We start from the raw sequence: 21,790 nt of genomic DNA on the forward strand, positions 1-21,790 counted from the left end.
AACTCCGGTTAATCTTATTTTAATAGGGTGTATAAATTAAAACGCGACTGAATTTCGCCCCTTCAATTGAAGCATTTGTCGCGCTTCTTCTGGCGTTGCAACTTCAAGCGATAGAGCTTCGATAATAGTACGGACACGCTTTACTTGGGCCGCGCTAGATGTTGCAAGTTGACCAGGGGATTCCCAAAGAGAGTCCTCTAGTCCAACCCGCACGTTTCCGCCAATAGACGCCGAAATGGCAGCAATAGGCATTTGTCCTCTGCCTGCTCCTAGAACAGACCACACATAGTCTTTTCCAAACAGACGATCCGCAGTGCGGCGCATTTGCAGGATATCTTCTGCGTGACCACCGATGCCGCCCCGTAGTCCGAATACCGACTGAATGAACAATGGTGGTTTCAGAAGTCCGCGCTCAAGAAAATGCGCAGCGGTGTATAAATGACCAATGTCATAGCATTCAATCTCGAACCGTGTTTGATTCTCGCTGCAAGATTCGAGAATGTACGCAATGTCTTTGAACGTGTTTTTGAAAACTCGGTCATCACTACCTTCGAGATAGGGCTTCTCCCAGTCATGCTTGAATTCTTTGAATCGGCCAAGCATTTCATAAAGGCCGAAATTCATGGAGCCCATGTTGAGAGAGGCAATTTCTGGTTTTAACTGTAAAGCTGGTTGTAGTCGCTCTTCCACTGACATCGTGGGCGAGCCGCCGGTGGTTATATTTATGATTGCGTCAGAACTTTCTTTGATCTGAGATACAAACTTACGAAACAGATTTACATCTTGAGACGGCCTGCCATCTGAGGGATCACGCGCGTGCAAATGTACAATAGCAGCGCCGGCTTCAGCTGCCTCTATAGCGGCTGTGGCAATTTCAGACGGGGTTACAGGAAGGTACGGCGACATTGATGGCGTGTGAATAGAACCTGTCACTGCACACGTGATAATGACTTTCTTGTTCATGAGAATACCCTAATCAAACTCAGCAGAAGCTAAGTCGAGGTTATGATTTGTTCAGGCGGTCAAGCGGAGTGCTGAATGATGGATTCATGCTCGGCTTGACGAGGGATCGCTATGAACAATTCCTGCCCCGACCGCAAAGGTTGTCTCGCCTGAATAGAAATCAACCTGGAAATCTGTCCGCTCATCACAGGCTTGAGCAGCGGCAGCCGCAGCGATCCAAAGTCGTACTTCCGACCCGCCATATCCAGCGGCATCCAAGACTTCGGTGTCCGTCCAGTTATCAAAATCCGCCAAGTTGCCGCTGGCCAGAGTAGACAGGAACTTTTTGTCCCACTCCTCGTTAATCCAAGGAGCTTTAAAAGTTCCTTCGACTAAGTCTTGGCTCAACTTGTCCATTCCAACTACAACATCATTTCGCCATTTTTCGCGAGTAATTGGCCCTTTCTCTCCGCCATGGACAAGGTAGTTCCTGACATCTAGGTTTGGAGCCGTGTGGTACTGCGGAAACACAAAGTCAGTCTGGTGAGAAAGACCGCCAGTACCGAGAAATGCGATACGCTTGTTCAACGAACGAGCAAAGCGGCCAATTTCTTCGCCCAGCAGACGGCAGCGCCTAAGAGTAGGTCGAGGGTCTGCAATGGTGTTGATATTGATGGGAAGAACTGGGCGGGAGTTAAGTTCACCCATGAAATAGTGCAAGGGATTCGAAAACCCATGATCGACTTCCATGGCGTATGAAGTCGTAATGTCAAACTCATGATCATTCAGGTGATTTGTCAGTGCCGTCGCCACATCCATAGGGACGTCTAGCGGCCCGGGCCATCCGCCACAGTCGTCCAAAGCCTCGGCAGCATGAATTACTACAAACTGGGGCATAAGCTTCAGGTGGATACCATCCATGTGGTTTCCGCCGAAGATGATCACCAGTTCTGGATCGAATGCTTTAAATTCCTCAACGCGTTTCTCATAGCACTGCCAAAACTCAGCGTTTGCTTCTACCCCAAGAGACTCCTGGATTTTCGTAAGCGGGACATGAGGTACGCACGCGAGAAAGCCTGCAGAGGTGTTGTTTACAGATGTGTTGTTGTTATTGGACATGTGAGGACTTCCTGGAAATATTAAGTTCGCTGAGCAAATTTGGCCGCTGATGCGCCGACGAAAATTGGCTTGATTAGTCGGCTTTCAAACAGCCATTCTCCAGTTGCAGACAGCACCAACACGTCTTCCACATCGGCAATGGTCGAAGGTGTGTCTGAGGGCAACGGCAAGGATCCGGAACCTGCAAAAACGATCACGACGGATCTCACGAGTACGCGCTCACTACTCGTTACCTCTGGGGCGAAACCGCTAGAAAAGTGCCGAGTGATTCGGCCAGATGATTGGCTTTGGCGAGCGCGCTCCGTGAAGAATTTCTCGATTTGATCTCGCCCTACCAACTCAAGCGCGCCCAGTTGGAGGGTTCCATTAGGGGTAAACAAAAGCTGAACAGCTTTGTCTGCGCTTCCATCCGCGCATGCCCAGTAGGTTTGATTTAGGTGTAGCAAAGAGAGATGCATCTCAGGAGAGATCATGTTGGCCTCTGAAGCGGCTAGCGCAGTATGAGCCTCAGCTCTCTGCTCATTCTTGTAGTGACATTGCCCAAGGGGCATGCGTCGTTATGGGCTCAGATTGACTCATAGCAACGGGAGTTGCGCGCCTGTAAAGGACATCCGATTAGGAGCCCAGAGACGAGGGTGTCGAGCATCCAGCTCTCTTGGTAGAAGGATGGGGATCTCGATTTAGGGGAGGTATAAGGCAGGGGCAGGTAGCGAATTGCAGCGGCTGAGATACCACGTCAGCTCTTGGGCTGGCGGATCGCTAAGTACGGGGAAGCGGCCCACAGTGATGATGAATTTCGATCCATCCTTTGCGCATGAGTGGGAACGATCAGTGCGTTCTTCTAAAGCGCGTCCTGCACCGCATGCCGATGAAGCAGGCCAGTGATATGCCGTGCTAACTGATATCACTCGATAGGTCAGTGGCGGTCAATTGCTTCCTCCGAATGATCCAATCCAACGGTGCGAGAGAAGCTGTTGGCCCAAGCCGGGAAGATAGTTCCATCACAAAGGTCGACGAGCTGTTTGCCATCCGCTTATACCGAAGGGGTAGAGAGACGGGGCGCGAGGTCGCCCTCTTACGGTTGACGAAGAGTAGAGCGGTATTGAGAGGGGGTGGTGTTAAAAGCTGATTTGAACAGCCGAGCGAAATGACTTTGATCGACGAAACCGACCGACCAGGCAATATCGCTGATGGACACGATGGCCTGTGAGGGGGTCGCTAGCAATTGGGCAGCTTTGTTCAATCGTGTCTCAAGCAGCAAGCCGCTGTAGCTTTCATTGAAAGCCGCCAACACTCGGTGGAGGTGGCGCGTGCTGATGCCGAGATGTCCCGCGATAGTAGCAGGGGTGAGGTTTGGGTTTGGATAGTATTCCAGGATGAATCTTTTAATCCGGGTAGCGAGCTCGGAATTATGTTTGTCAGGCATTTTGACGTTTGCGACCAAAGCGCACATGGCGCCGAACTGGTCGGCAAGTACGAATCGAGGCAGTGGAGCTGTTTCCAAGCCGGCATCGGCAAACGCTGTCAGTAATCCTTGGAGCGGAAGCGACCATGCGCCACCCACGCCGAGTGGCTTTCCGACTAGAGGATTGGGGTCTGGAACCCATTTCCTCAACCAGTCCTCTGGCATGTGGGCGGTGAGGCAAATGCTACCGTCGGGAAATTCTAGAGAGTATGGCTTTTGATCCGATAGAAGGACGAATGCACCGGCGGGCACCTCAGAGATTTCGCCACAATGAGAGACCTGTATGCGACCTTTTCTTGCATAAAGCAGTTCGAAAAAGGGTCTTTGATCCCGCTTGGCCATTTCAATGGAGCGAGAGGTTTTCTGGGAGTCGCATTCCAAAAAATTGAGATCTATGGGCCCTAAGCCATAGCGAGTCCAAGACGCTCGAAATGTGTCCTGCAACTCGCTTTCCACTGACATTTCAGCGATTTCTGCAGACACTACCGCTTTGAAAGCACTCAGTGGTGCCAGGCTTTGGGCGTCAGCCGTAGACCACCTTTTGTCTCGAGCTTCACTGGGAGTGATCACCATAATGGGGCCTCCCTAGGTGAGTATTCTGCGAGACCTTCCGCAGAAAATGTTGGATTCAGCATCTCGGGTGCCTCTTGTTTTTATTATGAATTCTAGTCCGCGTTTCACGATGCCCGAGCCAAAACCTTGGAGAGCTGGACGCTTCAGCGCTCCGTTAACGGCGTGGCGCATTATTTCACTCTATCCCAGGAAAACAGGGCGGACAACGTTTGGCGATGACGTGCTGGACACGTCCCTGAAATCCTATTCCTAGGTCACTTAGGTGCGCGCATCGATTTCAGGTCTCTGGCAGTCTGGCCTTGGATCGGCGCTACCTTGGTAGCACATCTGATCGAGTGGAGCTTCCCTGTGGCCTTTGCCCGATACTTGGAAAAGGCTAGACCGGACAGAATTGCGACCTCGATCTACACGCTTCTATCAATAAAAATAAAGAGAATAAGTCGTGAACAAAGTCCTCTTCCTTGCAAGTGTTGTCCTCTTGTCTCAAATCCCAAGTATTTGCTTCGGAGCTAACGGAACTCAGCTTACCGGCTACGGAGCCAAGGCGGCGGGTATGGCGGGCGCTAGCGTAGCATTTCCCCAAGACGCTATCGCAGCGGCTAACAACCCGGCAGGCATGGCCGAAGTGGGAAGTCGCATTGATGGTGACTTCCAAATTCTGTACGTCGACACGGATACCGAGTTTCTGAACAGTGAGAACAAACATAGCGGCAAGCGCTATGCGCCGATCCCAGAGTTCGGGGTTAACTATCAGATCAATGACAAGCTTTCATTGGGGTTTTCTACTGCGGCCAGCGGTGTGCTCTTCCGTTATGACGACGCGCTTATTCCAAATCCAAACGTGGATCGGGCGAAAGGTGCATTTATCCAAGCGATAGGGCTTCCGACTATTGCATATAAGGTAACTGACCAGTTTTCCTTAGGCTTTTCGCTTGCATTGGCGGCACAGCGACTTGAAATCCAGGGAATTCCTTTGCCTGATGGGAGTGCAAGTAATCCTGCACACGGGGCTGAGTATTCCTATGGCGCAGGGTGGAGAGCAGGTGCTCTTTGGAAAGCCAAACCTTGGCTTTCGGTAGGTGCCATGTACGCAAGCAAGATCAAAATGAGTAGCTACGACGGCTATGAAGATGACCTCCTTTCCACGGTGAGTGGCTCTATTGATATACCAGAACAATATGCTGTTGGCCTGGCGGTAAAACCAACTGATGCTTTAACTGTAGCGCTAGACTGGCAGCATATATCCTGGCAGAACAGCGATGCTTATCATGAACTGTTCGGGTGGCGCTCGCAGGATATTATCAGGCTTGGTGCTGCCTATGAGATTTCACCTGAGTGGACTGTTCGAGCTGGTTACAGCACTACTCGCAAACAGTTTCCATCAGATTATACCCTGCAAAACACCTTGTTGGTTGGTATTAATCCTAAGGCCGCAACGATTGGAGTGACTCGCAGCTTCAAAAATAACGGCGAGTTAACCCTTGGATATGAATACGATCTAAGTACAAGCTCAACGGGAACCGGCCCGAGTGAGGGCACTAAGATACATACAAATATGGGTTTCGTAACTGTCGGGTACGGCTGGAAGTTCTGATTCCAAGTCTAAAGCGTCTTTAAGTCGGTATTTTTTGCTAAAAGTTTGAGGGATATTGAATGTACTCTGGAATTACCATGAGCCTCTTTCGGCTGCCTGAAGGATTTATTGAGTGGCGCTTGGATACGTCTGGCCCAGTTAATATCCTAAACCAGCAAGCCATACGCGAATGGGCCGAGGCGTTGGATGTCCTCGAACAAACCCGCGATATTAGAGGGCTGGTCATTACCAGTGGAAAAAATAGTTTCATTGCGGGCGCAGATATCAAAAGTTTTCCATCCATCTTTTCCGGGAGCGAGAAAAGCGTTGAGCAGTGGGCTGCTCATTGTCAGTTGCTATGCAACAGGATAGAGACGTTACCTTTCCCTTCTGTCGTTGCTATAGAGCGGTTTGCGCTGGGTGGTGGGTTGGAGTTTGCGCTCAGTGCAGATTACAGGGTTATCACAAATGGTTCGCGCCTGGGGTTGCCGGAAGTGACGCTTGGCCTCTGTCCTGGATGGGGAGGTTCGGTTCGTCTTTCCCGCTTAATTGGCCTGGACGCCGCTCTGAACTATGTAGCCGGAGGTAAGACCATTGACTCTGACGCTGCAGTTTCCATTTGTTTGGCTGACTTGGCGGTTAAGAGTGAAGATCTTCTGAGTGAGTCCATGGCCCTTCTGAAGTCCAGAGCTCGGTCACGTTCCCTTTGGGAGGGTAGAAGAGAGTTGAAACGAGCTCCCATCCAATCCTATTCATTCAAAAACACCGACGGACACCCTGAGATTCACGATCAGTCCTTCCAGGCACCAGTGGAAATTTATCGCTTAGTCCTATCAAACGCCTCCGAACCCTTCGATGAAGCTCTACGAGCTGAGCGAAAACTGTTTGCAAAGCTTTCGAAACTCCCTGAGGCTCGAAACCTTGTGAGTTTGTTCATCGCAGAACAGGCGATGAAGAAGCGATCTGCGCGTTGCGCCACTGCATTACCCAAAGTAAAAGTGGGGGCTGTAGTGGGGGCAGGAGTTATGGGCGGAGGTATCGCTTACCAAATGGCGACAAACGGTCTTAAGGTCGTGTTGAAGGACATTACGCAACCGGCTTTGGATCTAGGCATAGACACCATTAAGACGTATCTCTCTAAGCAAACTAAGCGTGGTAAATTGACGGCGTTCGAAGCTGAGACTGCTTTGGCTAAAATCACCTCGACGTTGGACGATGTCGAAATTTCGCAGTGCCAAGTTGTAATCGAAGCTGTGGCGGAGAATGTCGACATAAAAAGTACTGTATTGGCTGCGCTAGAGGAAAAAATTCCAGATAGTGCCTTACTTTCATCTAACACCTCTACAATTTCCATCAACACATTGGCCGAAGGTCTTTCTCGGCCTGAAAATTTCTGTGGCATCCATTTCTTCAATCCCGTCCCGGCGATGTCACTGGTCGAGGTTGTGCGGGGTGAGAAGACGTCTGAGGACACAATCTCGCGAGCAGTGGCATTTGCTATCAATATTGGAAAGTCGCCAATTGTAGTAAATGATGGAGCAGGATTTTATGTAAATCGAATTTTATTTCCTTACTTTAATGCCTTCAATCTTTTACTAAATGCTGGTGTTGGATTTAATCGGATAGATTGCGTTATGGAACGTTTCGGCTGGCCTATGGGGCCGGCAGCGTTAGCTGATGTTATCGGATTGGATATTTTGGTGCACGCAGACAAAGTCTTGCAGGATGCCTTCCCAGAGCGGATGAGTCACCAAGTTCCAGTAATTGCAGAAAAGTTATTGAGCGCGGGCCTCTTTGGCAAAAAAAGTGGCTTAGGATTTTATAACTATATTGATGGTCTCGTTGGTGGCAATCAAAAACTCCCCTCACTCAAAGCTGAAGTCTACGCCAATGGGACGATTGCAGAACATGAAATCTCCGATCAAGAGATTGTAGATCGGCTGATGATCCCGATGTGTTTAGAAGCTGCTCGTTGCCTTGCTGACAATACGATTTTCAGTGCCGAAGATGGAGATCTTGCAGCCGTAATGGGGCTGGGATTCCCACGATTTCGTGGAGGGCCGCTCAGCTATATCCACACAGTCGGTACAGATGTTTTTGTAAGGTCTGCATCGTCATTAGGGCATTTGGGGCCGCTTTATGAAGTTGGCTCATCATTGGAATCAATCAATGAGTGCAGGTAGTTAGAGTCTTTCTCAAAGGGCGTGAGTCGTTAATTATATATAGCGACTATTGATAATTAAAATTTTGAATGTTCTATGTCGTTTTTTTACTGCCGCCCATAGAGGATCTTGCCGTGCTCAATCTGCGTAGGCATATGGAAAACATTAATGTTCAGTATAAGCTGGCGCTGGGCTTCTCTATTGCCATAATCATTGGTCTTGGAGTGACGATTTCGGGTTTTGTAGGAACCTATAAGTTGTCTTCATTGATTCACGAGAACTGGCAGGTGGCAGGGCTTGAGAGGAAGCTCCTATCTCTGAACGTCAGATTTTACCAACAGTTTCCCGAGGTAGGTGCCAATACGACGGGGGTATTGCCTCGTGAGCAGTATTCCTATCCAACCGGATACACATATGTGGACTCATCGACCGAGAAAGCGCTAATAAAAATTGAATCTGAGCTCGTTGATGTCCAAAAGACTCTCGATACCATGAAGTCTGACTCTTCGCCGAGTCCAGGTAGTGATCTGACCGCTGGCGAGGCCTTAGCGAGCACCATAAAAAGTGCTGGATTAACGCTCACTGGAGCAGCGACGCAGATCTACGCGGAACAGCAGAGAACGATTTATGTTATCTACTGGTTTTTAATATCTGCCTCCGTCTTGGCTATGATAGGAAGCGCCTTCGCCGTTATCGTCATATCACGCCAGCTTGTTCCTCCAATCAAAATTACGGCCTCCGTTGCTCAAAGCATTGCAGAAGGGGATTTAAGGGAGATTGCCCCCTCAGGCCGCCGCGACGAAATCGGCCAGCTACAGCGCGCTACTCATTCCATGTGCTCGGGCCTTCGAGATTTGGTTGGTCGCATAGGCGAAAGCGCAGCACACCTCAGCAGCGCCTCCAGAGAACTGCTCGAGGATGGTAGCGAAGCTCAGATCAATATAGATCAACAACGCGCACAGGTTGAGCAGGTTGCGGTAGCGATTAATCAGTTGGTGTTCACCGTACAAGAGATCGCGCGCAATACAGAGGTCGCTGCAGTTTCAGCCGCAAGCTCGGACGCGAGGGCGAGAAACGGGGAAGTTGTTGTTCGCGATACGGTAGCCCAGATAGAACATCTCGGGGAGGAAATGGATGAGCTTGGTTTAGCAATGGAAAGGCTTCGTCTGGACGGAGCTAAGATCGGTCAGATCGTAGACGTCATCAACTCTATCGCAACGCAAACCAACCTACTGGCGCTAAATGCGGCAATTGAAGCCGCGCGAGCTGGGGAGCAAGGCCGTGGTTTCGCAGTGGTCGCAGATGAAGTCAGGGCTTTGGCAATGCGAACTCAGCAATCGACCACAGAAATAGAAAGCCTAGTAGACGCACTCCAGCAAGGTAGCTCAGCGGCCTCCTCACTGGTATTGCGCGGGAACGACCGTACTCGTGAAATCGTGACCAAGGCGAAGGACGTCAGGACTCTCTTGTTAGAGTTCGGCCAGTCTATTGCCGAGATTCAGGCGATGAATCAGCAAATTGCTGCGGCTGCGGAACAGCAAGGCGCAGCTGTAGGCGAGATAAACCGAAGTATTAAACACGTCAGGTCATTGGCAGATGCATCTGCGACAACGGCAGAGCGAAACACTAAATCGATTCGAAATTTGGCGGAATTAGGCTCTGAGTTGACGGCGTCCGTGAGTCGCTTTCGGCTTTAGCAAAATGCAAGTTCGGTTACTATTGCTCCAACATCAATTTGCGCCAGACTATCGTTGGAGGTGATGACGGTGCGGGTTTGGACTGCAACCCGATTTTTTCTGGAGGTGGAGTCCAGTCAATCCAAGATTCGTCTGATGAGTGACCTTCATGTGGGGCTGAGCCACGTGTCTCATCCGGCACGATGGCCGAGTTACTGATCAGTAACTCGGCGCCCTCCAATTGTCCTTGAACTTGATCTGATTTGGGAGACCGCACGGATTTGCATGTTCTCAGATTCTCGACAGTCATTACCCTATTTTCCTAACCTGTTCGCATACGTATGACTGCAAACGATATGAACCCTCGTCCCGAGTTCCGAGTTCCGACTATCGAGTGTCAGTTGTACTCATATGTGCTTGATGATTACCTTGCCTTTGGCTCTGCCCCGTTCGACATACCTCAAGGCCTCAGCCACTGATTCAAAAGGGAAGGTTCGGTCGATCACAGGCTTGATAACTCCGGACTCGACAAGCGCAGTGATTTTTTCCAATTGAGCACCGCTCGCGCGCATGAAAACGAACGAATATCTGACGTCCTTTTTGCGGGCTTTTCTGCGTATGCCGCTGCTCAACAGACGCATAACCCAATCCAATCCCCAGGACAGTTTTTGCTCTTGTGCGAACTCTGCCGTCGGTGGCCCTGAGATAGAGATGAGCTGGCCTCCAGGCTTGAGAATGCTGAGTGATTTTTCCAGCTCGACAGGGCCGAGGCTGTTCAATACAACATCGTAGTCGCGCAAGACGTTTTCGAAGTTTTGCTGCTTGTAGTCGATGACGACGTCTGCCCCCAACGCCTTAACCCAATCCACGTTACTGGTGCTGGTCGTCGTCGCGACGAAAGCGCCCAGATGTTTTGCAAGCTGGATGGCAATTGTGCCGACGCCACCGGAACCCGCGTGGATAAAAACTTTTTGCCCCTTTTTCAACCGGGCTGTTTCAACCAGCACCTGCCAGGCGGTCAACGCAACCAAGGGAAGAGAAGCAGCTTCTTCCATGGGGGTATTTTTGGGTTTCAGTGCGAGGGCACTTTCCTCAATCGCGATCAGCTCGGCAAAGCCTCCGATGCGCGCCTGGGGAGGGCGGGCATAGACCTCATCTCCGGGCTTGAAGTTGCGCACCCCTGACCCCACGCGAACGACGACGCCGGCTAAGTCGTTACCCATAATCAGCGGGAATGTGTACGGCAGGATCAGTTTGAATTCACCTTTGCTGATCTTCGAGTCCAGTAGGTTGACGCTGCTGGCATGCACCTTAACAAGGACGTCGTTGATTCCCGGTTCCGGTTCCGGTACCTCGCCAATACGTCCATGATTCTTGCCGTAACGGTCGATCAGGAAGGCTTTCATGATTCGGTTCTCATGGTTCAATGGGACGGCAGCAGGCACAACCCAGCGTGCTGCTGTAAGGCGAGCCGAGGGCGTTCAGGCATTCAAAAAAACCGTCGCTCTCGTCACGAAATCAGAGTGATATTGGAAGATCCCGCCATGACCCGCGTCGGGGTAAATGATCAGTTGTGAATTTGGTATTCGGTTCGCCAACTCGGCAGAGTTAACAGTGGGAACCATGATGTCGTTATCACCGTTTACAATCAGTGTGGGTATCTGAATCCGGCTGAGATCCTGAGGCTGTTGCCGGCCCCAAGCTTGAATCGCCTTTAGCTGCCGCATGAAGGCGGTAGGCGTTGGATTCTTGTCCCGGCCTTTCTTACGTTCCTTCAGTCGATCTAAAAAATCCCTTGCAGCTTTTTGCCCATCGGCTGTACCGGTGAAGAAAAGGTAAAACTTCGGATCGCGCATTGTCACAAGCCCCTTAAGCATCAACGGCCACGACACAGACCACACCTTGTCGATACCTTGGCCGTCCGCCGGCCCGGTACCAGTCAGAATAAGTTTGCGCACTATCTCAGGGGCTCTCAGCGCAATGTCCTGTGCGACGAACCCACCCAGTGAAAAACCCAGCAGGTCGACTTTTTTGAATCCCAGAGCGCGGATCACGGCGATGGCATCGTCCGCCATCTCACTGACGGTCAAAGGTGCGGATCCACCAGATGCGCCGATTCCCCGATAGTCAGTGGCAATGATTCGCCGAGTGCGGGCCAGTCCGTCGAGGATGCGTGGGTCAAAGTTATCCAGGACTGCGCCCCAATGATTCAACAACACGAGCGGTAACCCGTCTCTCGGCCCCAAGTCCCGGTAGGCAAATGCTGTTCCTTCGACAGTCACCTGCTGGTTCGCGACGGAGACAAACTGCGCTGGCAATCCAAGGTCACGATTTGTGGCTTCAACGATCATGTGCACACCGTGCCCTGATGAGGGGTGGATGAGTGAATGTAAGAAAATCTGCAGCAAGCGCCTGCACATCAAGGAATGCGTATCAGCGCCTGCAGCCTGATAATCACGCCTTGGCTTGATAGCGCTCGGCGACTACAGATTGGCGAATCTCAGAAAGCAAACCTTGGCGGGCTGCCTGCAGAGCATCCCAACGAGCGGCGTCTTGTAGCGGTGGAATGGTCACCGGCTCGCGACGATCAAAACCGACCAGCGCAGCATTGACCAGATCGCCCACATCCATAATTTCGCTCAAGGTGTTGATGTCGATGCCCGCACGTTCCCAGATTTCGGTGCGAGTGGCTGCCGGCAGCACGGCTTGCACGTATACGCCTTTGGGCGAAAGTTCCAGGCTCAGACCTTGAGAAAGAAACAGTACAAACGCCTTGGTCGCGCCGTAGACCGTCATCCCGAACTCAGGTGCCAGGCCAACAACCGAGCCTATGTTGATAATCGCGCCGTCCCCTGCTTGTGCCAGGCGTGGGGCGATGGCGCTGGCAAGTCGTACCAGTGCGGTAGTGTTGAGCGTAACCAACTGAGCAACGCTGTCGGTGGATTGTTCGATAAAGTTGCCGGATTGCGCGGCGCCTGCATTGTTCACCAGGATGCCAATACTGGCGTCGTCGCGTAGGCGAGCCTCGACCGTCGTCAGATCGCTGATTTGGGTCAGGTCAGCCTGGAGAACATCAATGGTGACGTTGTGTTGCTCACGCAGCCGTGCTGCAAGAGCATCCAGCCGCCCTTTGTCGCGGGCAACCAGTACGAGGTCGTGTCCGCGTTGTGCAAAGCGCTCGGCGTAGGTAGCGCCGATGCCAGTGGAAGCGCCGGTAATGAGAACGGTGGTAGGGATGCTCATGAATTGATCCTCAGTTTCGGATATCGATAGGCGAGTCATGCGTGGTGTCCGGAGGACGTGCGCAGACGTGATTTTCAGCCGTGACGGGTACTGGATTCAGCAAGGGTTGGGTAGTCGATGTAGCCTTCTGCACCGCCGCCATACAGGGTCGCAGGATCGAATGCCGACAAAGAGGCAGCGGTTTTAAGGCGCTCCACCAAGTCCGGGTTACCTATGAAGGGACGTCCAAAGGCGATCAAGTCAGCCTTGTCATCGTTGAGTTGAGAAGTGGCCAAATTCACGTCGTAGCCATTGTTCGCGATGTAAGTATTTTTGAAGCGTTGGCGCAAAGAACCAAAGTCAAAGGGTGCAATATCGCGCGGCCCGCCAGTCGCGCCTTCGACCACATGGAGGTACACAATGCCCAAGGCATCGAGTTGGTCGACAATGTAGTCAAACTGGGCCTGCGGTTCGCTGCTGGAGACACCATTGGCTGGCGAAACTGGCGATATACGGATGCCTGTGCGTTCTGCTCCGACCTCGGCTACTACCGCCGCCGTCACTTCCAGCAGTAGGCGAGCGCGATTTTCAATCGAGCCACCGTAGGCATCGGTGCGGATGTTGGCACCGTCCTTGACGAACTGATCCAGCAAATAGCCGTTTGCACCGTGGATCTCTACGCCATCGAATCCCGCCGCGATGGCATTGGCCGCCGCTTGGCGAAAATCATTGACGATCCCGGGAAGCTCGCTGATATCAAGCGCACGCGGCTCTGAAACGTCCACGAAGCTATTGTTGACGAACACCTTGGTCGCGGGACGGAGAGCGGAGGGTGCTACCGGAGAGGCACCGTTGTCCTGCAGGTCAACGTGCGATACGCGTCCGACATGCCACAGTTGCAGGAAAATTCGTCCGCCATTTGCGTGGACGGCATCGGTGACCTTGCGCCAGCCATCAATCTGCGCCTGCGTGTAGATACCGGGCGTATCCTGGTAGCCCTGTCCCTGCTGCGAGATCTGCGAGGCTTCGGAGATCAACAGGCCTGTAGAGGCTCTCTGGCTGTAATAGGTTGCAGCGAACTCACTCGGGACGAAGCCTTCTCCCGCACGGTTACGCGTCAGCGGAGCCATCACGATTCTGTTGGAAAGTGTCAGCGAGCCGAGCGTGTACGGCTCAAATAACGTCTTATCGTTCATATCGTTTCCATACTCGTTAATTAATGAAGGCGACATGCGCCGTGCCAGGGAAGATTCGCGTTGACGAATTTATGATGTCGATCATACTCAAAACTGTCAATGCTTTTGATTATGATCGACATCAGAGTATGATGAGGGCATTGCTTTGAGATGCAGAGGCGCAGGAAATGAAGATCACCAAGGCGCAATCACTCGCCAATAGAGCTCACATCGTTGAGACGGCTTCAGAGCTGTTTCGCGAGCGTGGCTACGATGGCGTGGGGGTGGCTGAACTCATGGCAGCAGCCGGATTTACGCAAGGCGGTTTCTACAAGCACTTCGGCTCCAAGGCTGATTTGATGGCTGAAGCGGCAGCGAACAGTCTTTCGCATTCGCTGACCAGTTCCGAAGGTCTCGAAGTTACTGAGTTCATCGATCTGTATGTGTCGAGGGATCACCGAGACGGTAGGGGCATCGGTTGCACCATGGCGGCCCTTTGTGGAGACGCTGCGCGTCAATCAGATGAGTTGAAAGCCACCTTTGCCAGCGGTGTAGAAAGCACTCTGGCAGCGCTTGAAGAAAAGTACAAAGCGAGCCAAGACGCGCCGCCGGATAGGGTGCGGGCAAAAATGATCGACATGCTGGCGCATGCAATCGGTGCCGTCATGTTGTCGCGCGCCTGCCCAGATGATTCTTCTCTGGCTGATGAAATACTCGAGGTTTGCCACGCTGAGATAATTGCGTCATTGCCGTTGTCGCCAGTCAGTGAGCCGCAGGGAAACACATAGATAAACGCTTTCAGTTACGGCGCTGGCTCCTTCTAAATCGGCCCTACTTTCGTAGACATCCGAAGGTCTGCTTCTGGCTTTGGTTGCTGATATTTACTGGCCGCTTTCGACCTGTTTCTCATGCTGGATTGCGATACCGCATCAGAATTGGCTAGTATACGATTCATATGCATTTCATATTAGGCAGGACGATGGGCATCGTAAAAATTTCAGAAGACATGCATGAGCATCTGCGTGTCGCCAGCGCTGCGCTAAATCGTTCGATCAATGCTCAGGCCGAGCACTGGATGCGAATCGGGATGCTTGCGGAGCTGCATCCTAACCTGGATCACAGCGACATCTGCCGGATGATGATTCGTGCGGAATTGACTGGAGGCCTCGATTTGAAACAGCTCTGTGTACTCGCGGACAGTCCGCAAAGCGCTCAGGCTCATGCCACATCCAGGGCCGAATAATGAAAGCGAATGTCCCTATTAATACCCAGTCAGAAATTGCCCAGTCACTTATTGCCGGTACTCTGGCTGCCGAGGTGCTGGCGATGATTACTCCCCATGTGAAAGCGGGGGTCACCACCGACGAACTGGATCGGCTTTGTCACGATTACATCATCAACGTGCAAAAGGCCATTCCGGGCAATGTCGGCTATCACGGCTTCCCTAAAACCGTGTGTACATCGGTCAACCATGTCGTCTGTCATGGCATCCCTTCGGCTACAGCTCTGAAGGATGGCGACATTCTGAATATCGACATTGCTGTGATCAAAGATGGCTGGTATGGCGATACCAGTCGCATGTATTTTGTTGGCGAGCCCAGCGCGCAAGCTCGGCGTCTGGTCAAGACAACCTATGAAGCCATGTGCGCTGGCATTCGAGTCGTGCGCCCCGGCGCTACGCTGGGCGATATTGGTCATGCCATTCAGACGGTCGCAGAAAAGAACGGATTCAGTGTGGTACGCGAATACTGCGGTCACGGTATCGGCAAGATCTACCACGACGAGCCGCAGATCCTTCATTACGGTTATCCAGGCCAAGGCCGGAAGCTGGAAGCTGGGATGATTTTCACCATCGAGCCCATGCTGAACATGGGTAAACGCCATGTGAAAACCCTGGCCGACGGCTGGACAGTGGTCACCAGGGATCAATCCCTGTCTGCTCAGTGGGAGCATATGGTGGCAGTTACTGACGATGGCTTTAAGATTTTGACGCCTTGGCCTGACAGTACCGAGGAATATCCCGCCATCGTTCAGTAGCCATTCTGTTTCATTGATCAGAAACCACTATCAGGCTGTCATGGTGCATATCAAAAAGATGTATCGATGTTGTCATCCAGCCAATCAGGTTGAATGGGTGTGAATGGGTGTGTAATTGGTTAAGGCGCTTAAGCAACTGCATTCACCCAGGGCGAATACTTGCTGCGACTAACTCAGCGATCCCACTTTGGATCGCGACGATGTTGTCATCGAGGGCTTCGAGCGCACCTTGGACATTCTCGACGACATCTACAGCACCACGCTCGCCCACCCATTTTGCGAGCTCCTACACAGCCGCGCGTAGGGCATCCTGATTGTGGCTGATGTATTGAAGTACAGATGCAGCAGTTCGAAGCTCTTTCCTCCTGGAATGGCCGGCTCGAATCGTTCCACCGCACCGTGACGGAGGTGGCCAGGATTTTTACTCTTCCAGAGTTCCCTGGGCGACATATCGCCGGTGAAACCACTCGCACCTTTCCACAGCAGACTTATGGGCATCTACTGGCGACTCGCCAATCTCGGCGGGGTATGTCTCAGGTTTCATCGCTCGAAGACGGTCGAGCTCTTCGAGATTTTCCAGAGCCTCTTTAAGGCGCCTCACACTGATGATCTCAGCGATCTCTTTGAAAACCGGATCCGGGCCATGGCTCCGAAACCACTCCTCTAGGCTGGAGTAAATCTGAAGGTGCCGGTTGTCAAAGCCACCGATACACTGGTTGGCATCAAACGGATACCGTTCGCTCTCATACTGATGGAGAACGAAATCCTGGAGTCTGCGCGCTGTTGAGTAGGTATCGTCGAGCAAAATGTCTTTGTGCAGTTCGTAAGGTGACTGAGGCATTGACTGGCGCTCGCTGGGTTCAGATCCGTCATTGTAGCTACTGCGCCTGAAATGGCCTCTTTGACGGGCTACTGGTTGAAGATGGCGTGACTGGATCTGTCGCGCCTGGTACCTCAGCTAACGGCCCCGTGAGCACGGTCATAGGGTTTCGGCCTGGCCAAGCTAGCGTTGCGTGGATCGTGCCCTTCGAGTGAGCAACTTGCTTTTACAGATGCCACGTGTAGTGATCGCCCCCAAGCGTCCAATTGAACGGCAGCTTGGCCAGTTCACGTGACCACAAAGCGAGGCTTGGTAAACTTTCGATCACGTAGTACTCGCGAACGTTAGTAGACATAAGTTTTGAACACGGATCTTTCCGTAATGTTACAAGGAGGAAAAATGGCAAAAACAACTAAATATGAAAAGCGGCTAACACTGTTTATTGACTTTTTGGGCTTTAGTGAAATTGTTAATTCCACTGTTTCGGATTCTAAATCGCTGGATAAATTAATTGATGCGCTGGCCGATACGGCAGAGACAGCAAGTTATGGTAGAGCGGCTGACTTTCATGCAACCCAGTTTTCAGACTGCTTGGTAATTTCCTATAAATTCGAAAGGCCGGAGACGTTATTTGAAATTGTAAATAAACTTAGTTTGATAGTGGTGAGAGTCGCTGCTCAGGGCTATCTGATTCGTGGCGGCCTAACCTACGGTGATCTTCTGCACACGGACAAGGTTGTTGTAGGCCCAGCCATGATCCGCGCCCATCAACTGGAGTCAAAGATCGCTCAATCGCCTCGCGTGATCCTTGATCCAGATGTGTTCAATCATGCTTTGAAAAAGCCTTCTGCTGATGTGCTGAAAGCAATAAAAAAATTCCTCAGACGGGATAAAGATGATGGGCTTTGGTATTTCGATTATTTTTCATCGAACACGGTGGCCGGAACAGTAGTTGGGGAATTCGACTTCTATCCAGATTACTTAGCGAATTTATCAAGACTGATAAAGCGCGGATTGAAGCATCCCAATCCTAGCGTTCTTGAAAAATATGTTTGGATGCAAAAGCGTTACAAGGCCGCTAGAAAACCTTTCTTAGGGGCTCCTGATTATCATTCTGATAGAAAAGCTTTCCCAGGATATCTGGAATCAATCGAAAACCTTCCAGATTTAAAAAAGGCGGCAGCAGAAGCAGTTAAAATTATTGCCAAAGCTGCGAAGAAAAAAAGTAAGAAACAATAATTCAAAGTTCCCCGACTCAGAAGGGGTCGACCTTTTTCATCATCATGGGGTTAATGATGCTTTGATCTAGTGTGGTCTCTGACATAATGTGACCTCACGCTCACTGGGCCATTGCGGGTATGACGAACATGCCCGCTACGATAGTGGCCGCTAACATGCTGCTCTAGCCAGGCAGGAAAAAACGACAGCATTTGAGTGTGATGCCGATAAAGGTCTGGATTCTGCTGCATCAGATATTGCTCGAAATCATCAATATCTCGATAGGCCTCAATGAGTTTCCTGTTCCTGTGAAGGTAATAGCGCGAGAACCATCCTGTAGTAGAGCCAGTTGCATTGAGCTTGGCCAGAAGCGGTGCTTCTTCTAGGGAGGCCTTGAAGCCCTCTGTCCATATTAAGAGCAGCAGCAGGCCCACTCCCGCAATTGTCATGTGGCCACTGTCGTAGATAAAAGAGTATATCGCTGCCGGCGAGGCCCAACCCCACATTATCCATCCAAAGAGGAACACGGGGAGGAAGAACATTGGTATAAAAAACAAACCGATTACCATAACAATCCAGGCACCGATAATCTCGGGGGACTTCGACCAAGCGTTCGGCATCTTTTTCTCCCTAACGCCGTGTAGGCGCACGTTCTGCGTTTTTTATTCCACAGGCTTGCTACATTCGCTTTGCCAGTAGGCTAGCGGTAAACTGATGGTAGCTTGGATTGTGCTAATCAACTGTATTTCACTGCCTGTCTCCAATCGCCTCTTGCCAGAGCCAAACCTGGTGGATCTTGGACTCAGTATTTCAAGGCAGCATAAGTGAGATCGTATTTTTCAACTCTTCGAATTCGTCAGGAAAATTTTTATATACAATACCGCACACCAGTATGAGGCATCGTTCTGGATCTAGGTTTACTTGCTCACCAACTTCGGTGAATTCCTCATGCTTGCCTGCTTGCAACGCATATTCGACAATTGCAGATGCGCGCGCAGAGTCAACACCTAGTTCAACGCCTAGCTCCAGAGGTATTTCGCTGCACTTTTGCAAAAGCCAAGCTTCAGGCCATGTATCACCTGGGAGGTAGCTTGTTCGTGCAAGTAACCAATTGGTGATCTCATCATCTTTTCGCTCCGCCATGTTTTTGGCATGTTCAATGTTTTTAGCTTGGAGCTTTCTCTGATCAGCGTCGTATACAGCCAATATGTTCGCGTGCTCATTTCTTAGATAGTTGGCTGCCAACTGGCGAGCCACTGCCGCAGCGGAGCCTATGCGAGTGACATTGACTCTGCTGCGGGTGTTTCCATCCAATACGGTTTCGATCATTACTTTTGCGACTGGGTCTTCAACAAATAACTCGAGTTCTTTTTCGCCAATTGCACCCATTTTTGAGAACGCAAACTCCGCTGAAACTCCAGGGGTTATCTTCGTCTTGCCTCCATTCGTCTCAATAAAAAACCTAGCATCGTCAGGAAGGCATTGAAATATTTGCTTTGAATGTGTTGTGCATACAACTTGAGTTCCTGTACTCATGCAAACTTCTTTCAGGCGCTCAATAAATAGTCTTTGAGCCTTTGCATGGAGGCCAAGTTCAATTTCATCGAGAACTAATAAGGCGCCTTCGCCGGATGCATAAATCGTGGAAAATATATCAAATAACGCGTTTTCACCTGCACCCATGTTAAAGCCAGAGTAGACTACATCGCCAACCTTAACAATTGGGAGTCCGTACTTTCTGTATTCTAATTGCCTGTAATCATCGTATCGCTTACCAAGGACATAACCAACCGCATCCTTTACCTTTTCCTCCCAACCATGAACTCTCAAATCTTTGAAGGCCCGAGAGTAAGACCGTGACTGACTGCGTTCAGCATGAGGAACAATACGTTCGATACCCAAAAAAACCACAGTCCGGTTAACCCTGGTGTCGTAGTCGTTCCACTTCCCGCCGGCCTTCTTTTTTCGTACTTGCCATCCAAGTCCCTCAGGCCTGCTTTTCCAATTGTTATGAGCGATGCCGTACCAAATTTCTACTCCGGGAGGAGCAATTTCTTCTGAATGCTGCACAAAAAAATCGGAAAATGTGTAATAGCTTCTAGTGCGCTTCGGAAGTTTAAAGCCCTCCGTCCTATTGTGATAAGCGCAGGCCGCCAGCGCCAACATAGTTGACTTTCCGGATCCATTGACTCCGGCAAACGCGGTGATCGGATAGTCGAGATTTACCTTGAATGATGTTAGCCCGCGAATGCCACCCTTTGTTATTTGAATGCTTCGAAGAAGGGCTTTGGTATTGTCCTTGCCGAACCACTTTCGTAATTTTTTATCTAGATTACTTTCCCTGTACTTCATCGGCTCTCCCAGTATTGACTTAGTACTGGCTAAAAGGTTACGTGGCGATTTGCTATACCTATCACAAATCTCGGAGACTATCGAGTGAGCCAGGAGACTTTTCCATGACGCTCTGGATCTTTAGGGCTATGGGCAAAAGATCGCTTCACAACAAAATTAGGCTGGGCCGATACGTGGCTTTAGGCTTAACGCTTCGGGGCCTTCCAAGTCAGCCATTAACACGCTGCACCACGTGCCAGGGCGAGAGGTCGCCCCAGCGCTGAGAAAGATGCAATAGCCGCATTGGGCGCTAGGTGCCTTAAACTTGCCTGTTCCGCTCCATTATAAAATCAGTGAAGGCATTCGCAGGGTTGTGGCCACCCTCGTCACCGGCCCTCCCAAGCGCCTCTGCGGTGACATCTGTCGTGGGCCAAACACAGCCGCTAACGAATTCATGCAGACAGCCCAGGCCATCCAGCTTCATGAAGAACTCATCATTGGTTTCGCCCTTCTGCCGCTTGGTGTAGTAGTACGAGAGCGCACTCGTAAGCACGTCGGTAAGCTGGATACCATCAGAATCGTGTGAGGCACTGAAGGCCAACGTATTCAGCCTCAGGGGCAACTCAATCTGGGCGTTTCCGAAACCAATCACTTGTTGCTCTTCAGCCTGTTCTTCGAGCTCGGCGATTGCCGTGAAAAAATCGGCCTGCCGCTCCAGTGGCTCCGAGTCATCGCATATTGCGTCGAACCGGGCGTGCTGCCTTCCCCACTCAACACACAGCGAAAAGAAAGCCGGGATCGCAGGGTTGAAGGTACTCTTGGGCAAATCTTCGAGGGCGTCCCGGACAATCACCGAGGTCATCGACAGCACTTCGAGCTCCCACTCCATCGGCAGCGTGCTCTGTGCGGCAGCTTCTTTCATCACTTCCAAATGCTCGTAGAACGCCGTGATTGCTTCCTCGCTCTTCTCGCCGCACATGTCGTAGTAGACGGAGAGGAATTGATCGAAGCAAGCATCCCCCACTGCGAGGGGAAGGCAAGCGAAGAGCATGTTGCTCAGAGCGATGTTCTGGCCGTTCTCATAGAGGTTGAAGTCGAAGTGGGAGTAAAGCAGCGGCTCCAGGAGGTCATCGATCACCTTGGTCAACAGCATGAATCGCTTGTGAAATACCTGTGCCTTGAAGCGCTCAGGCGTCACCAAGTCAGACTGGAATAGCTCAATGATCCGATCTTGCCCTCGCCCAGACTTACGAAGCTTTTTGAAGTGGATTTCAGGGGCCTGCCTGGAGCGCAGCGGGCGCAGGAGCTGCTCACACTCTTCCGCGCTGAAATCACATGAGCCAAGGATGAACAATGGCTGATCAAGGTCGGCCAGCTGCCGCCCGGTGTTGCCCGACTCGTCGAAGTAGATTGTCGCCATTTCGCCGCCCTGATTTATGACCTACGCCGAGTATCAGGCCAAAGCCGGAGGAAGGGA

At 51.2% G+C, this 21,790-nt stretch carries 19 protein-coding genes and 1 pseudogene; 8 read left to right on the forward strand and 12 right to left on the reverse strand.

The window, feature by feature from the left end; all coding sequences use genetic code 11:
• Positions 1-36: 36 nt before the first annotated feature.
• From kce to AC06G5_RS07005, 4 genes are all read right to left on the reverse strand, one after another.
• Positions 37-963: a 3,5-dioxohexanoate:acetyl-CoA acetone transferase gene (kce, locus tag AC06G5_RS06990; RefSeq protein WP_480459170.1), complete on the reverse strand. Its 927-nt coding sequence runs from the start codon at positions 961-963 to the stop codon at positions 37-39.
• Positions 964-1,047: 84 nt separating this feature from the next.
• Complete coding sequence (locus AC06G5_RS06995; protein ID WP_480459171.1) at positions 1,048-2,061, reverse strand: DODA-type extradiol aromatic ring-opening family dioxygenase; 1,014 nt, start codon at positions 2,059-2,061, stop codon at positions 1,048-1,050.
• A gap of 20 nt (positions 2,062-2,081) precedes the next feature.
• Positions 2,082-2,534 carry a nuclear transport factor 2 family protein gene (locus AC06G5_RS07000; protein WP_480459172.1) on the reverse strand — a complete coding sequence of 151 codons (453 nt, stop codon included), beginning with the start codon at positions 2,532-2,534 and terminating at the stop codon, positions 2,082-2,084.
• Positions 2,535-3,136: 602 nt separating this feature from the next.
• Positions 3,137-4,099, reverse strand: coding sequence for a helix-turn-helix transcriptional regulator (locus AC06G5_RS07005; protein WP_480459173.1), 963 nt, complete (start codon positions 4,097-4,099; stop codon positions 3,137-3,139).
• A 442-nt stretch (positions 4,100-4,541) separates the two neighbouring features.
• On the opposite strand from AC06G5_RS07005, the gene AC06G5_RS07010 reads away from it, so the two are divergent.
• The 4 genes and pseudogenes from AC06G5_RS07010 to AC06G5_RS07025 all read left to right on the forward strand — a co-directional run bounded on the left by AC06G5_RS07010 (position 4,542) and on the right by AC06G5_RS07025 (position 9,531).
• Positions 4,542-5,693 (forward strand): OmpP1/FadL family transporter, encoded by a 1,152-nt coding sequence (locus tag AC06G5_RS07010; RefSeq protein WP_480459174.1) that lies wholly within the window; start codon positions 4,542-4,544, stop codon positions 5,691-5,693.
• 77 nt (positions 5,694-5,770) lie between these two features.
• Complete coding sequence (locus tag AC06G5_RS07015; protein WP_480459175.1) at positions 5,771-7,855, forward strand: 3-hydroxyacyl-CoA dehydrogenase NAD-binding domain-containing protein; 2,085 nt, start codon at positions 5,771-5,773, stop codon at positions 7,853-7,855.
• A gap of 647 nt (positions 7,856-8,502) precedes the next feature.
• Positions 8,503-8,646: pseudogene (locus AC06G5_RS07020) on the forward strand (HAMP domain-containing protein); the annotation flags it as partial.
• 21 nt (positions 8,647-8,667) lie between these two features.
• Positions 8,668-9,531: a methyl-accepting chemotaxis protein gene (locus AC06G5_RS07025; protein ID WP_480459859.1), complete on the forward strand. Its 864-nt coding sequence runs from the start codon at positions 8,668-8,670 to the stop codon at positions 9,529-9,531.
• A gap of 386 nt (positions 9,532-9,917) precedes the next feature.
• Here AC06G5_RS07025 and AC06G5_RS07030 read toward each other — a convergent pair whose 3' ends face one another.
• The 4 genes from AC06G5_RS07030 to AC06G5_RS07045 form a co-directional block, all read right to left on the reverse strand.
• Positions 9,918-10,916, reverse strand: a complete 999-nt coding sequence (locus AC06G5_RS07030; RefSeq protein WP_480459176.1) for an NADP-dependent oxidoreductase — start codon at positions 10,914-10,916, stop codon at positions 9,918-9,920.
• A gap of 75 nt (positions 10,917-10,991) precedes the next feature.
• Entirely contained in the window at positions 10,992-11,861 is an 870-nt protein-coding gene (locus tag AC06G5_RS07035; RefSeq protein WP_480459177.1) for an alpha/beta fold hydrolase, read from the reverse strand.
• 103 nt (positions 11,862-11,964) lie between these two features.
• Complete coding sequence (locus AC06G5_RS07040; RefSeq protein WP_480459178.1) at positions 11,965-12,753, reverse strand: SDR family NAD(P)-dependent oxidoreductase; 789 nt, start codon at positions 12,751-12,753, stop codon at positions 11,965-11,967.
• A gap of 74 nt (positions 12,754-12,827) precedes the next feature.
• The gene (locus AC06G5_RS07045; protein WP_480459179.1) at positions 12,828-13,928 is read right to left on the reverse strand and encodes an alkene reductase; all 1,101 of its coding nucleotides are present in this window, start codon (positions 13,926-13,928) and stop codon (positions 12,828-12,830) included.
• 167 nt (positions 13,929-14,095) lie between these two features.
• Between AC06G5_RS07045 and AC06G5_RS07050 the strand changes: the two genes are divergently transcribed.
• From AC06G5_RS07050 to map, 3 genes are all read left to right on the forward strand, one after another.
• Positions 14,096-14,695 (forward strand): TetR/AcrR family transcriptional regulator, encoded by a 600-nt coding sequence (locus AC06G5_RS07050; RefSeq protein WP_480459180.1) that lies wholly within the window; start codon positions 14,096-14,098, stop codon positions 14,693-14,695.
• 191 nt (positions 14,696-14,886) lie between these two features.
• Entirely contained in the window at positions 14,887-15,150 is a 264-nt protein-coding gene (locus tag AC06G5_RS07055; RefSeq protein WP_480459181.1) for a ParD-like family protein, read from the forward strand.
• Positions 15,150-15,944: a type I methionyl aminopeptidase gene (gene map, locus AC06G5_RS07060; protein WP_480459182.1), complete on the forward strand. Its 795-nt coding sequence runs from the start codon at positions 15,150-15,152 to the stop codon at positions 15,942-15,944. Before AC06G5_RS07055 ends, map begins: the two co-directional genes overlap by 1 nt.
• A gap of 421 nt (positions 15,945-16,365) precedes the next feature.
• Here the strand turns inward: map and AC06G5_RS07065 are convergent, their stop codons facing one another.
• Positions 16,366-16,785: a hypothetical protein gene (locus AC06G5_RS07065; RefSeq protein ID WP_480459183.1), complete on the reverse strand. Its 420-nt coding sequence runs from the start codon at positions 16,783-16,785 to the stop codon at positions 16,366-16,368.
• 378 nt (positions 16,786-17,163) lie between these two features.
• On the opposite strand from AC06G5_RS07065, the gene AC06G5_RS07070 reads away from it, so the two are divergent.
• Positions 17,164-18,003 carry a hypothetical protein gene (locus AC06G5_RS07070; RefSeq protein WP_480459184.1) on the forward strand — a complete coding sequence of 280 codons (840 nt, stop codon included), beginning with the start codon at positions 17,164-17,166 and terminating at the stop codon, positions 18,001-18,003.
• A gap of 50 nt (positions 18,004-18,053) precedes the next feature.
• Here the strand turns inward: AC06G5_RS07070 and AC06G5_RS07075 are convergent, their stop codons facing one another.
• From AC06G5_RS07075 to AC06G5_RS07085, 3 genes are all read right to left on the reverse strand, one after another.
• A complete protein-coding gene (locus AC06G5_RS07075; protein WP_480459185.1) occupies positions 18,054-18,602 on the reverse strand; it encodes a hypothetical protein in 549 nt (182 codons plus the stop codon).
• A 190-nt stretch (positions 18,603-18,792) separates the two neighbouring features.
• Positions 18,793-20,334, reverse strand: a complete 1,542-nt coding sequence (locus AC06G5_RS07080; protein WP_480459186.1) for an AAA family ATPase — start codon at positions 20,332-20,334, stop codon at positions 18,793-18,795.
• Positions 20,335-20,632: 298 nt separating this feature from the next.
• Positions 20,633-21,733: a DUF3800 domain-containing protein gene (locus AC06G5_RS07085; protein WP_480459187.1), complete on the reverse strand. Its 1,101-nt coding sequence runs from the start codon at positions 21,731-21,733 to the stop codon at positions 20,633-20,635.
• Positions 21,734-21,790: the final 57 nt, after the last annotated feature.

This window comes from Pseudomonas sp. WT-JTC (genome assembly GCF_056711565.1).